Raw genomic sequence first — 13647 nt, 5'->3', positions numbered from 1 at the left:
TCCTGACCGGTCAGCTCATGCCTCCCTCTCCGCTCTCCAGCGCTCAATCGGCACGAGCCGCCGTGGCCGCCCGCTTGCAGGGCCTCATGCAGGACGCCGGCCTGACAGGGCATGAGTTGGCCATTCGGTGCGGCTGGCACAAGTCGAAGTCGTCACGGATCGCGAGAGGGAAGACACCGCCCTCGGACGCGGACATCCGCGCCTGGTGCGCTGCCTGCGGGGCCGACGACTCCGCGGCTGATCTGATCGCCGCGTCCCGGAACGCGGAATCGATGTACGTCGAATGGCGGCAGATCCACCGCGACGGAATGCGTCGCGTCCACGAGCAGACCGTCCCGCTGTACCAACGGACCCGCTCGTTTCGCGTGTACGCATCGAACGTCGTGCCGGGGATGCTCCAAACTCCCGGCTACGCGACAGGACTTCTACGGTCCATCACAGCCTTCCAGGGAACGCCGGACGACGTGGCCGACGCTGTGCGGGCCAGGACGAGGCGCTCCCGCGTGATCCGGGAGGGCGACCACCGGTTCGCCTTGGTACTCGAAGAGACGGTGCTCTACTACCGGGTGAGCGACGATCCCGCGATGGCGGCCCAACTTGATTACCTGCTCTCGGTGATGGGACAGCAGAACGTATCTCTCGGCATCATCCCGGCAGGTGCCCGCCGTACCGTCTGGCCGCTCGAAGCCTTCTACGCCTTCGACGATCGACAGGTGGCGGTGGAGACGCTCACCGCTGAGATCAACCTGACCACGCCGGGCGAGATCTCCACGTATCTCCGAGCCTTCTCCGAGCTGTCCCGGACCGCCGTGCGGGGAGCTGAAGCCCGTGCCCTCATCGCCAAGGCACTCACCGCCCTCGGGTGAATCTGTGCAACCGCGTGCAACAGCGTGGCTGCTCCGCAGGGGCGCTTCTTACGGTCGGCTCATCAACTGCGGAGTGGCACGGAAGGCGCACGGTGTGAGCGGACGAGGGCGTACGACGATGAGCGGACCGGTGAACCTGGCACTTCCCCTGCCGCCTCCGAAACCGGAGGCGGGCTGCGGAGTGTGCGAGGCGCTGGCCGCACAGCGCTTTGCCGCGCGGGACAGAGGTGACCTGTCGGCGGCAACCGATGCCGATGTGGAGATCAGGAACCACCCGCACCAGACCAGGCGGGGAAGGTGACGCGCTCGGTCGCACGGTTCGTGCGGCACCGGATCGCACAGCACCCGGATACGGATGTGACGTTCGAGGCGGAGTGCCTCGGCTGCACATGGCGGTCGTCGGCGTCGACGGACAGTGCGGCGGTCGATGTGGAGTGCATGAGCCACACGGGGCGCAGCAACCATCGAGGCTTCCGGCGTATCTGCACCTCGTTCGCGGCGGTCGTCCGCGACGAGTGACCTGAGTTTCGGGGAAAAAACTCCTCCGTCTCCCAAAGTAGGGTCCTGCCGTCCGGGACCAAGAGGCCAACAGCCAACTGGCTTCGCCACACCACTCTGCCTCCGGTAGGGCGCTGCGACACGGCTTCGCCAGACGGTGTGGGCGAAGGTGGCGCTCACCGGGTCCTGACCCCCCGGGCCATCTGGTTTGCGGAGCATTACGACCACCGGGTCCCGCTTCCCGGGACCCGGTGGGACGAGACCCCGTCCCCCGTGTCCCGGGCCCCAGGGACACGGCGTTTCGGGACTCCAAAAGCTCTAAAGAACTTGAGAAAGAACCAAACCAACCCCCCTCCCCCACCAGGGGGTTCGAGGGCGACTCCACACCTCTCGGCGTGTCCTCACCCGGACGGGTGAGTTTCGGTAACTCAGCTGGATTTTCGTCCGGTTGGCAGGCATATGCTCCCCCCAACAGCAGGGGCATCCGCCCCTCACCAGACATAGGACGGCCCCCGCCGGGACTGGCATCCCGATCGAGGGCCTGGCCAACCAGGAAGACAAACCTTCCCAATGGATACCCATGAGGTTAGCGCGCACCCGCGCGCCCAGACAGTGGTCATCGACCGCAGTCGCACCCGGACCACCGGGCTCTCGCACGTCACCGTGCCGCTCACCAGCGAGTTCGTGGTGGTCGGCAACCACCTGGCGCAGCACCCCGAGCTCTCCCTCGTCGCGATCGGCGTCTCGGTGCACATCCAGTCGCTGCCGCCCGGCCGCCGCGTGGGCATCAAGGCGCTCGCCGAGCGTTTCCAGGAAGGCGCCGAGACCATCGCGCGGGCCATGCGCGAGCTGGAGCGGTGCGGGTACCTGGACCGCCCCCGGGACCGTGTCGGCGAGGGCCGGTTCATGACGCGGACGATCGCGTACAACCACCCCGACGCCGCCCACCACGACCGCGCCGCCCGGGCAGCCGTGGCCGAGCGCCAGGCCGCCGGGCGGAGGGCTTCCGGTCTGAAGGCACTCGGGCGGAGGCCGACCGCCGTACCCCGGCAGCGGGCGGGCTCTCCGGCCACCGCCCGGCGTCACGGCACCCGGCCCGCGCACGTCCGGAGCGGTGCGCAGCAGCGTCCCGTACGGGAGATGTGCACGGCATCGGACGCGCTGCGGGAACTGTGGGAGCCGGTGGCCGTCGCGGCTGCGATTGAGGACGCGTCGCCCGCCCCGGCAACCGCCGCCGCCATGGAACGCCCCCGGGCTCACGCGGAGGCGCCCGCAAAGGTGCTCACGGCCGCCGAACCGGACGCGCCGGACGCGCCGCTGGTCGAGGCCGTACGTACGGAGCCGGACGCTCCACCGCAGCCGCAGCCACCGGCCCCCGCACCCGCCCCGCCCGCACCCGCTCCTGCTCCCGCTGCCCCTGCGCCTTCGGTACCCGCTGCTCCGGCGCCACCCTCCGTGCCCAATGCCGCCTCCATCCGCGCCTCCCTCCCGCAGCCGGTCCGGCCGGCCGCGCCCACCGCCGCCGAGCTCGCACGGCTCGCGGTCGCCGCCGAGTTGCTCAGCGGGCTGCGGGGCGAGGAGAAGCAGCTACGGCTCAGCGAGAAGGACGTGCGGGAGCTCGCGCCGACCGTGGCGGTCTGGCTGGAGCGGGGCGTTCACACGGACCAGGTGCGGGAGGCCCTCCTCGGCGACCTGCCCGCGCAGGTGAAGTACCCGGCGAAGTTCCTCGCCAAGCGGCTGACCAGCCAACTTCCCCCACCGCTCCCGCTCCCCACCGAGCGCGGGAGCCGACCGGCGCCGAACCGTCCGGCGGTCCTCCCCATGCAGAACTGCCCTGCCTGCGACCGGGCGTTCCGGGCCCCCGAGCAGATCCGGTGCGACCGCTGTCTACTGGCCGACGCGGTGGACCCGGGGATCGAACCGCCGACGAACTGACCTGCTCGGACACTCGAACACTCCGGCACTCCGGCTTGTGGCGGCACTCCGGCTGTGGCGGCATCGACGGTCAGGCGTACGCCCTCCCCCGGGGCAGCGTGACAACCACACTGGAGTGAGCAAGAGAGCCAGAGACAATACTTGACCGATCGTTTCACTATTGCCTAAGGTTCCACCGTGGCCAGAACCAAGGAATTCGACCCGGAAGCCGCACTGCGGGCAGCCCTGGAGCTGTTCTGGCGACGCGGCTACGAGGCGACCTCGATGACGGACCTCGTCGAACACCTCGGCATCGGGCGCGCCAGCATCTACGCCACCTTCGGCAACAAGCACGAGCTGTACCTGAAGGCGCTGGACCGCTACACCGAGACCCGCGATTCGCATCTGCTGCGCGAGCTCTCCCAACCGGGCCCCGCACTGCCGGCGGTACGCGCGGTGGTGCGGCGCTTCGCGGCCGAGGCGCACTCCGACGACCACCGTGCGAAGGGATGCTTCGTCACCAACACGGCCGCCGAGCTGAGCGCGCACGACACGGCGGCGAACCGCCGGGTCGAGGCGAGCTGGGACCGCATCGAGACCGTGCTGTGCTCGGCACTGATACGGGCCCAGGCGCAGGACGAGTTGCCCGCGGACCGTGATCCGCGCGGGCTCGCGCGGATGCTGCTGGTACTGATGCAGGGCCTGCGGGTGGTCGGCAAGGCGTCCGACGATCCGGGCCGGGTGCGGGACGCCGCCGAGCACGCCTTGAGGCTGCTCGACTGACGGCACACCGATCGGTGCCGCGGAACGCCCCGAGGGGCGTCGTGAGTAACCCCCTCCGAGGGGGCGCTCCATGACTTCATAACAGACCGTTCAGTCAAATATGGGGGCGAGATGAGCGACCCGCACAGCAGGAACTCTTCGGTCGGGCCCACCCCAGCCGGACCCACCCCAGCCGGGCCCACCTCGACCGAGTCGTCACCCGGTCCCGCGTTACCCGCGTTACCCGGCCCCACGCCACCCGGCCCCGCCTTCGCGTTGCTCGGCACCGTACAGATATCGCTGATCTTCACCCTCACCTCGCTCGTCGTGCCGCTTCCCCGGATCGGCCGCGAATTCTCTCTCGACCGGGCCGACTTGGTCCTCCTCAGCGCCGCCTACGGGCTGACGTTCGCCGGGCTGCTGCTCTTCGGCGGCCGGGTCGCCGACCGTTTCGGCGGGCGCCGCGCCCTGACCGTGGGGCTGCTCGTGTTCGCCGTGGCGTCCCTCGCCGCGCTGCTCGCCCCGGGCCCGCAGACCCTGCTCGCCGCCCGGTTCGCCCAGGGCGCGGGCGCCGCGCTCTCCGCACCCGCCGCCATGGCCGTACTGCGCACGGTCTTCCCCCGGACCGCCGCGTACGGACGGGCGATGGCCACCTGGGGCGGTCTCTCGGTACTCGGCGCGACCGCGGGGAATCTGCTCTCCGGGGTCGTCTCGGCGCTCGCGTCCTGGCGGACGGCCCTTGCCGTGCCGGTCGTGGTGGCCGTCCTCGCCCTCGCCCTCGCCCCGAGGTTGCTGCCGAACACCCGGACCGCTGAGAACCGTTCACTGGATCTGCCGGGCGCTCTGCTCGCCACCGCCGGAATCACCCTCGCCGGTTACGGTCTCGTCCTCACGGAGGCCCACCCCTGGGGATCGGCAGCCGTGCTGGCCCCGCTGCTCACGGGAACCGCGCTGCTCGCGGCATTCCTGATGGCCGAGCGCCGCGCCCTCGACCCGCTCCTCCCCCTCGAATTCCTCCGTGACCCCCGCCGGGCCCTCGCGCTCGCGGCCATCGGTCTGACCGCCGCCGGGACCGGCACGACGTTCGTCCTCCTCTCGCTCCACCTCCAGCAGGACCGCGGCTGGACGCCGCTCCAGACCTCCGCCGCCTTCGTCCCGTTCGCGGCGACGCTGCTCGCCTCGGGCCGTACGACGGGCCCGCTCATCGCCAGGTACGGCGCGTCCGCCGTCACCACCTCGGGGCTCACGGTCGCAGCGACGGGCTTGGCGCTGCTCGCGCTCACCGGCCTGGCACCGCACGCCCCGTACGCGTACGGCCTTCTCCCCGGCCTGCTCCTGCTGCCCGCCGGAGCGGCCGGCGCCTTCGCGGGGGCCGCTGTCCTCGCGACGGACGGGGTGGAGCCGCGACGAACCGGGCTCGCGGGCGGCGTCATGAACACCGCGATGGAACTGGGGCCCACCGTCGTCCTCGCCGCCCTGCTCACCCTCGGCTCCGACGCCGCCTCACTCGCCGCGACGGCAGCCGCCCTCGCAGCCCTCGCAGCCCTCGCCGCCCTAGCCGCCCTCAACACCCGCGCCCCATAGCCAGCACCGACATGGCCGAGTACCGACGTGGCCGAGTACCGACCCGGCCGAGTACCGAACCGAAGGAGTCATCATCATGACCGCACGTTTCACCGGTAAGACCGTCCTCGTCACCGGCGCCGGCTCCGGCATCGGCAGAGCCGTCGCCCTCGCCTTCGCCGCCGAAGGCGCCTCGGTCGTCGCGGCCGGTCGTACCGCCGCATCGCTCGACGAGACGGTCGCCCTGATGGAGAAGGAGGGCGGTTCGGCAGCCTCGTTCACCGCGGACGTGACCCGCTCCGAGGACGTCAGGGCACTGGTCCGCCACACCGTCGAACGCTTCGGCAGCCTGGATGTCGCCGTCAACAACGCGGGTGTCCTCCGGGCCGGCGCGCCCGCGGCAGACCTTCCCGAGGCAGACTGGCGCACTCTGCTCGACGTCAACGTCACGGGCGTGTTCCTCTGCCTCCAGGCCGAAGTCGCCCGGATGCGCGAGCAGCCGACCGGTGGCGCGATCGTCAACATCTCCTCCAATCTGGGCGCGCACGTCCGCATGCCCGGTCTGGCCGCGTACATAGCCACCAAGGCGGCCGTGTCCGCCCTGTCCCGGGGCGCCGCCCTGGACCACATCGCCGAGGGCATCCGCATCAACGCCGTCAGCCCCGGTGCGACCGCCACCACCATGTCGCTGCGGCCCGGCGAGTCCGACGCCGACCGCGCCGTCCGGATGCGGGGCGCGTCGCCGTTGGGGCGGGTCTCGTCCACCGCCGAGATCGCGGCAGCCGTGCTGTATCTGGCCTCCCCGGAGGCCGCTTCCGTCGTCGGCGCCGACTTGGTCGTCGACGGCGGCGCCTCCGCCTGATCACGAGCCCCGCCACGGCTCCCGCCACGAGCCCGGACATGAGCCCCGCCGGGTGGAAATCCCGTCGCCCGCCCTCCCCGCCGCTGCGTAGAGTGACAGTCGTTTTCCCATCCGCACCGGGGGCCCGACCATCATGCGTACGCACTATCCGCGCACCCCGCACCTGCCCTGGTCGCCCGGTGCCACCTCGGACGACGTGCGGGTGACGGACCTGGCGGGGCTCACCGGGCGCGAGGTCGTCGTCACGGAGAAGCTCGACGGCGAGAACACCACGCTCTACGCGGACGGGCTGCACGCCCGCTCACTGGACTCCGCCCACCACCCGTCCCGGGGCTGGGTGAAGGCGCTCCAGGGGCGGGTGGGTTCCCGCATTCCGGCGGGGTGGCGGGTGTGCGGGGAGAACATGTTCGCGCTCCACTCGATCCCGTACGACCGGCTGGACGGCTTCTTCTACGGCTTCTCCGTCTGGGACGGCGAACGCTGCCTCGGCTGGGACGAGACCACCGCGTTCCTGCGCGGGCTGGGCATCCCCGTACCGCCGGTGCTCTGGCGCGGGGTGTTCGACGCGCGGGCGGAGAAGGCGCTGCGGAAGCTGACGCTCGACACCGGCCGGCAGGAGGGGTACGTCGTTCGGCCCGCCGGGTCGTTCCGGGCCGACGAGTTCGGGCGGGTCGTGGCCAAGTGGGTGCGGCCGGGACACGTGACGACCGGCACGCACTGGATGCACGCGGCGGTGGTCCCGAACACGCTGGGCCCGTCCGCCGCCCTGTGGGCCGTACGTTCCGGGGGTGCGGTCGACGCGGACGCCCTGCGCGAGGCGCTGCCGCCCTCGCGGGAGGACCAGCCGGACGCCCGTACGGCGGAGGCCATGGGCGAAGCCTCCGGCGCCTTCGGCGACGAGCGGCTGACCGGGGTCCTGGCGGGGCTGCTCCACCGTGACCGGCGGACCTCGATCGCGCCCCGGCTCGCCCCGGTCCTCGGCATGCCGCAGGCGGTCCGGGTGGCCGACCTGGTGGGGCTGCACCGTTCACTGCACCGCCCGTACCCGGACGAGGAGCGCCGCACCGGGCTGACCCGCATGTCGTGGGCGGCCGACCTGGGGACGCTGCACGCGCTCGCTGCGGCCACCGCCCCCACGGCCGAGGCACGCGAGCAGGTCGCGTGGTCCGCGCTGCACGCCGACGAGATCCGCGAACCCGCCGGGCTGCGCGGGGCGTTCGACGACCTGGAGCCGGACGCGGCCGACCGCTGCCGGGCGCAGGCCCGCGAGGCGTACGCGCTGGGCCGGATCAGGACCGCCGGGGAGGCGGTCGCCGCCACCTGGCGTTGGCGCTCCGGCGACTTCCCGCGCCTGGTGCTGCTGTGCGGGCCGTCCGGCAGCGGCAAGAGCACGTACGCCCGCACCCTGCCCGGGGTCACCACGTACATCGCCCTCGACGACCTGCGCGAGGCGCGCGGCGACCGGGCCGACCAGAGCGCCGACGCCGAGGTGGTCCGGGAAGCGGCCGAGCGGCTGGACCGGGCGTTGCGGCCCCGCACGACGACGGTCTGGGACGCGACCTCGCTCACCCCGAGGCAGCGCACCCTGGTCCACGCCGCCGCCTCGCGCCGGGACGCGATGGTCACGCACGTGGTGGCGGTGGTGGGCGCGGGCGAACTGGCCCGGCGCAATGTCCACCGCACGCATCCCGTACCGCCCCGGGTGCAGGAGGCGCAGCTGCGGCGATACGTCCCGCCCTACCCCGGCGAGGCGCACCGGACCTTCTACCTGGGCGCGAGCGGGACGGTTGAGGCGAAGGCCTGATGCGGACGAGCGGAACAGGGGAGGCGAAGGCCTGATGCGGACGAGCGACGAGATCTACCACCGGATTCGCTGGGACGCCCGCTTCGATCCGGCGCGGTTCACGATCGGGGTGGCGCAGCGCGGCCGGGAGCCGAAGCGGGTGCCGTTGCCGCGCTTCACGCCGGGCGGAGAGGTGCCCTGGCACCGGGTGCTGTTCTTCGAGGCGGACGGCGAGACGGTGTGGGACCGCGCCTCGGGCCTGGACCGGGTGGACTCGACAAAGGCCGGGCGGGTGCGGGAGACGCGGTCGCTGCCGTCGCCGTACTTCGCTGCCCGTACCCCGTACGCCTTCGACGGCCGGGCGTGGGAGCCCGCGTCCCCGACGCAACCAGCGCCGCCCGCAGGCGGGTTGAGCGTACTGACGTGGAACACGCTCTGGGACCGCTACGACTCCGAGCGCATCGACACCGCCCGCCGCCGCCCCCTGCTGCTCGACGCGTTGCGGGCCGCCGACGCGGACGTCATCGCCCTCCAGGAGGTCGAACCTCCGCTGCTGGACCTGCTGGCGGGCAGTGCGTGGGTCCGCCAGGAATACGCGTTCGGGGCGGGCCTGGACGGGCGCGAGGTCGCCGACTGCGGGCTGCTGGTCCTCAGCCGCCTGCCGGTGCGCGAGGCGGGGTGGCACCCGCTGGGGCGGCACAAGGCGGTCGCGGCGGTCGTCGTGGAGACGGCGGACGGGCCCGTCACCGTCGCGGTGACCCACCTCAGCAGCGACCACTCCACCGAGGGCGCCGCTCGCCGGGACCGCGAACTCGCCGACCTGGCAACGGGGTTCGCGGATCTGGACGGCGACCTCCTGATGGTCGGGGACTTCAACGACGGCGGCCCGAACCCGCAGTCGCGACTCGGCCTGCCCGACGCCTGGACGGCGGTCCACGGCCCTGACGACCACACCCCCACCTTCGATCCCTCGGTGAACCCGCTGGCCGCCGTGGGCTCGCTGACGGGCCGCGTGTCCCGCCTGGACCGGGTGCTGTACCGCTCGCAGCGGCTGCGTCCGGTGGCGGCCGGGCTGGTGGGCGCGGCCCCGGACGCGACCGGGCTGTACGCCTCGGACCACTTCGGGGTGCGCGTCGAGCTGTCCACGGCGGACGGGCCGGAGGCCGAAGGCGCCCCGGACGCGGGTGAGTCGGTACTCGCCCGGGTGGGCCGGGCGCTGCCCGGTGCGAGCGTCCACCTCGTCGGCTCGCGGCGGACGGGCGGTGCGCTGCCGGGGGCGGACGTGGACCTGGTTGCGGTGCTGCCGACCCCGGTCGGCGCCCGGGCGCTGGGGCGTCGGCTGCCGGATGCCGAGGAGGTGCGAGAGGTGGTCGGGGCCCGGGTTCCCGGGGTGCGATTCCTTCTCGACGGGCTGCGGGTGGACCTGGTGACGGTGGACCTGCCGGCGGCCGGCCCCGACGGAGTGACCCCCGCCGAGGCGGTCGGGCGGCGCGTGGAGCTGGGCCCTGCGGCGGCCGTCGCGCTGAGCGCGGTGAGCGACGCGGAAGAGCTGCTCGCGGCGACCGCCCCGTACCGCGCCGCCTTCACGGAGCTGCTCCACGACGTGAAGGCCTGGGCGCGGGCGCGCGGGCTCGACTCTGCACCGTGCGGCGGACTGCCGGGGCTCGCGTGGACGGTCCTCGCGGCGCGGACGGTCCTGGAGGCGGGTGCCGCCCGGTCGGCAGGCACGGTCCGGCCGACGCGTACGGCGCTGCTGCGGCGGTTCTTCGCCCGGTGGGCGGAGTGGGACTGGACCCGGCCCGTGGCGTACCCGGGCGGCCCGGCTTCCGACGACGTCCCGGACGCCTCCGCCACCGGCGACGCAGTAACGATCCTGACCCCGACCGCCCCCGTACGCTCCTGCTCCACGCAGGTGTCCGCGGCGGGCCTGGAGCTGATCGCCGAGGAGCTGTTCCGCGCGTGGGAGGTGCTGGACGCGGCGGCGGACGCCGACCCCGTCCCGTACGCCCGGCTCTGCACCCCGCCGCCGCTCCATCTGCGCCACTCGGCCTGGGCGGTGGTCTCCGTACGCGAAGGCGGTGACGAGGGCCGCTTCCGGGGACGCCTCCTGGCGTTCCTCGACGCCCTCGCCCGGTCCGGCTCCCCGGACACCCACGCCTGGCCCCGCCCGGTCGCCGGGGGCGCGGACGGCGCGGGGGACGCGGGGTTCGTCCGGTACGCCGTCGGGCTCGGCGCCACGCCCCCGGACGCGCAGCGCCTCACGGAGATCGGCGCGGAGATCCTGCGCGGCCTGCCCGGCGCCCGGGTGAGGCGGGTCGTGGTGGCACCGGCCCTGGGCTGAGGGACGCCGCAGATTCCCCGCTCGCGTGGCCGACTTCTCCGACCGGACGCAGGATGGAGGTTCCCGGGGGGAGTGGTGCTGCTACGGCCCCGACAGGAGAGAACGATGAGCAACGGCGTCTACCTGGCCTACGACTATCCGGTCCTCGGAGCCTTCTGGACCGCGATGTGGGTCTTCATCTGGGTCCTGTGGCTGGTGCTCCTCTTCCGGATCATCGCCGACATCTTCCGCGACGACGACATGAGCGGCCTCGCCAAGACCGCCTGGCTCCTCATCGTGATCGTGCTCCCGTACATCGGCGTCTTCGCCTACGTCATCGCGCGCGGGCGGGGCATGGGCCGCCGTGAGCACAAGCACGCCAAGGAGCAGCAGAACGCGTTCGAGACGTACATCCGCGAAACGGCCGGCAACACCAGCCCGGCCGACCAGCTCGCCAAGCTCTCCGAGGTACGTGCGCGGGGCGACATCTCGGACGAGGAGTTCCAGCGGGCCAAGGCGAAGATTCTCGGCTGACCGCCGCGCAGGACCCCGGGACCGGGTCGCCTCCCCACCGCGGGAAGGGAACCCGGTCCCGGCGCCGCGCTCAGCCCTCGGCCCACTCCGCCACGGTGACGACCTCGGCCTGCTGCGGGAAGACCTTCTCCGTCAGGACCCGGTGCACCTCCGGATCGCCGTCCGCGCAGGCGTCCGAAAGGACCGTGAGCCGGTAGTCGAGGTCGGCGGCCTGGCGCACGGTCGAGAGCACCACCCCGCTGGTGGCGATACCCGCGAGGACCAGGTGCTCGATACCGCCGGCCCGCAGCACCATGTCGAGGTCGCTGCCCGCGAAGCCGCTCACCCGCCGCTTCACGACCACGACGTCCTCCGGCCGGGTCTCGACCCGCGGGTGGATCGGGTTGGGGTCCACACCCGCGGGCGCCGACCGGCGCCCCGCCAACCCGGCGAACATCTTGTTGCGCGGGTGGATCTCGGGCGCACCGGGACGGAACCCGACCGTCACGTGGATGACCGGAATCCCTTCGCTCCGGGCGTGGTCGACGGCCACCCGCAACCGGTCCAGGTAACCCGGCCCGGCAAGGCGCTCGACGATGAGTGTCTGGACGTCCATGATCAGCAGGGCTCGCTCGGACATTGGATTCCTTCTCTCGTACGGGGTCGACGGCCGCTCGTCGGGGCGACGGTACGCGCGCCTCCCCACCCGGCTCCCCGCAGGGGTACACCGACAGAGACCGGGCGAAGCGCGCCGCGAAGGAACACTTGATACTTGACGGATGAACAACAGCACCATGCCCCCCGTGGCTGCCGCGTGGGCCCTGCGCCCCGCGCTCCCCGGTGACCTCGAAACCATCGCGGAGCTGCGCGCCGTCGTCCTGCGGCCGGACCTGGAACGACTCGGGCGGTACGACGAACACCGCGTACGCCAGCGGCTGCGCGACACCTTCGTACCCGAGCACACCTCCGTCATCGAGGTGGACGGGGCCTTCGCCGGAAGCGTGACGCTGCGCCCCGCCGAGCGGGGCCGCCTGCTGGAGAACTTCTACCTCACTCCCGAAGTGCAGGGCCGGGGTGTGGGTACAGCGATCCTCCGGACGCTGCTCACCCGCGCCGACGAAGCGGGCGCGGAGGTCCGGCTGATCGTCGTGCAGGGCAGCGCCGCGCGCCCGCTGTACGAGCGCCACGGATTCGTGGAGGAGAGCCAGGACCCGATCGACGTGTACATGGTGCGCCGCCCGGTCCGCAACGCCTCGGCGGCCGTCACCGACTGAGCGCGGGCACAGGGGCGCGGGCGGAAGCGGGGTCGGGGGACCCCCGGGCACCGGCCGAGGGCGCGGACGAAGGCGGGGCGGGCTTCCCGCGCGAGGGATAGACCCGCCCGGATCATGGGCAGGCTCCCGCCGCCCCCGCTCCCCGCCCGGTGGCCCGAGCAACCGGAATCACATATTCCAAGAACGTACGTGCGAACGAATCGGGCTACTGTCGCGGGGAGCGAGTCAAGGAGAAGCATGAACACCCGCATCCGGACCGGTGCACTCGTCGGCACGGCCTCCGCCCTGCTGCTGGCCACCGCCTGCACGGCCGATGCCACGGCCCCCGCCATCTCGGTCGAGGGCAGACTCGGCACGGCGAAGATCCACGGAAAGCCCCGTACCGTCGTCGCACTCGACGACGCCAGCGCCGACATCGCGCTCTCCCTCGGCTTCAAGCCGGCGGCCATGCCCGCGGCCGCCGAAGGAGTCCCCGGCGGCATCACGCCCTGGACCAGGACCGCACTCAGCGGCAAGCACCCCCGCCTGCTCCGAGCGGACGGCGACCTCGTCGCCCAGGTCGCCTCGTACAAGCCGGACGTGATCCTGGCGACCCGCGACCGCACCCTCGACCCGGTGTACGCGAAGCTCTCCGCCATAGCTCCCGTCGTGCACTACGTCAAAGGGCCCGACGCGGACCCCTGGCAGACCAGCACCCGCATCATCGCCAAGGCACTCGACGTCAAGGATCAGGGCGAACAGCTGATCAGCGCCGCCGAACAGATCGCCCTCGACGCCCGCGCGGCCTTCCCCGCCATGGCCGGAACCCGCTTCAACCTGCTGGTCTCCCCCATGCCCCACGGCGTCGGGGCGGTGAAATCGCGCGAGGACACCTCGGCACGCGTCCTGCGGAAGTTCGGGATCAAGCTGAACGAACTCACCACCCAGCTCCCCGCTGCCAGCAACCCGGCACGCACCTACCTCGACTACGCGGACGTCGGCCGGGCCGACACCGACATCGTCTTCGCCGCCGGCACCACGAACGCTCTCTCCACCCTGGAGAAGGCCCCCGCCTTCCGCACGATGCGGGCGGTCGCCGAAGGCCGGTACATCCCCCTGAACCCCGCTCTGGCCGAGGCCCTCGCGGAGCCGACCCCGCACAGCATCGAATGGGCCGTCGAAGAGCTGGCTCCGAAGATCGGCGCGGCCGCCATGGCGGCCCGCTCCTGACGAAGGGCCGTAGCGGACCCCGCGAGCCCCCGGTTCAGGACATGAATCCGGTCGGACCCAGAAAAAGAAGGGCCCCGTCCCAC

General features: G+C 72.6%; 11 protein-coding genes. 10 read left to right on the top strand and 1 reads right to left on the bottom strand.

Annotation, left to right across the window (positions count from 1 at the left end; translation table 11 throughout):
- Positions 1–17 precede the first annotated feature (17 nt).
- The 8 genes from ACFWEP_RS00905 to ACFWEP_RS00870 all read left to right on the top strand — a co-directional run bounded on the left by ACFWEP_RS00905 (position 18) and on the right by ACFWEP_RS00870 (position 11102).
- The gene (locus ACFWEP_RS00905) at positions 18–866 is read left to right on the top strand and encodes a helix-turn-helix domain-containing protein (protein WP_387363447.1); all 849 of its coding nucleotides are present in this window, start codon (positions 18–20) and stop codon (positions 864–866) included.
- 1068 nt (positions 867–1934) lie between these two features.
- Positions 1935–3299: a hypothetical protein gene (locus ACFWEP_RS00900; protein WP_387363444.1), complete on the top strand. Its 1365-nt coding sequence runs from the start codon at positions 1935–1937 to the stop codon at positions 3297–3299.
- Positions 3300–3476: 177 nt separating this feature from the next.
- Positions 3477–4061, top strand: coding sequence for a TetR/AcrR family transcriptional regulator (locus ACFWEP_RS00895; RefSeq protein WP_387363442.1), 585 nt, complete (start codon positions 3477–3479; stop codon positions 4059–4061).
- A gap of 255 nt (positions 4062–4316) precedes the next feature.
- Positions 4317–5624: an MFS transporter gene (locus ACFWEP_RS00890; protein WP_387363439.1), complete on the top strand. Its 1308-nt coding sequence runs from the start codon at positions 4317–4319 to the stop codon at positions 5622–5624.
- 76 nt (positions 5625–5700) lie between these two features.
- Positions 5701–6465, top strand: a complete 765-nt coding sequence (locus ACFWEP_RS00885; protein WP_387363436.1) for an SDR family NAD(P)-dependent oxidoreductase — start codon at positions 5701–5703, stop codon at positions 6463–6465.
- A 133-nt stretch (positions 6466–6598) separates the two neighbouring features.
- A complete protein-coding gene (locus ACFWEP_RS00880; RefSeq protein WP_387363433.1) occupies positions 6599–8269 on the top strand; it encodes an RNA ligase family protein in 1671 nt (556 codons plus the stop codon).
- A gap of 34 nt (positions 8270–8303) precedes the next feature.
- Positions 8304–10589 carry a poly(A) polymerase gene (locus ACFWEP_RS00875; protein ID WP_387363430.1) on the top strand — a complete coding sequence of 762 codons (2286 nt, stop codon included), beginning with the start codon at positions 8304–8306 and terminating at the stop codon, positions 10587–10589.
- A gap of 105 nt (positions 10590–10694) precedes the next feature.
- Positions 10695–11102 (top strand): PLDc N-terminal domain-containing protein, encoded by a 408-nt coding sequence (locus tag ACFWEP_RS00870; protein ID WP_387363427.1) that lies wholly within the window; start codon positions 10695–10697, stop codon positions 11100–11102.
- A gap of 70 nt (positions 11103–11172) precedes the next feature.
- Here ACFWEP_RS00870 and ACFWEP_RS00865 read toward each other — a convergent pair whose 3' ends face one another.
- Complete coding sequence (locus ACFWEP_RS00865) at positions 11173–11721, bottom strand: cysteine hydrolase family protein (protein WP_387363424.1); 549 nt, start codon at positions 11719–11721, stop codon at positions 11173–11175.
- Positions 11722–11860: 139 nt separating this feature from the next.
- Here ACFWEP_RS00865 and ACFWEP_RS00860 point away from each other — a divergent pair, with 139 nt between their 5' ends.
- Positions 11861–12355, top strand: a complete 495-nt coding sequence (locus tag ACFWEP_RS00860) for a GNAT family N-acetyltransferase (RefSeq protein ID WP_387363421.1) — start codon at positions 11861–11863, stop codon at positions 12353–12355.
- Positions 12356–12592: 237 nt separating this feature from the next.
- Positions 12593–13564: an ABC transporter substrate-binding protein gene (locus ACFWEP_RS00855; RefSeq protein ID WP_387363418.1), complete on the top strand. Its 972-nt coding sequence runs from the start codon at positions 12593–12595 to the stop codon at positions 13562–13564.
- Positions 13565–13647 lie beyond the last annotated feature (83 nt).

This window comes from Streptomyces sp. NPDC060198 (assembly GCF_042728415.1).
Taxonomy (GTDB): Bacteria; Actinomycetota; Actinomycetes; order Streptomycetales; family Streptomycetaceae; genus Streptomyces.
The sequence above is the reverse complement of the archived record's forward strand: the minus strand, read 5'-3'. Positions and strand labels throughout refer to the sequence as shown.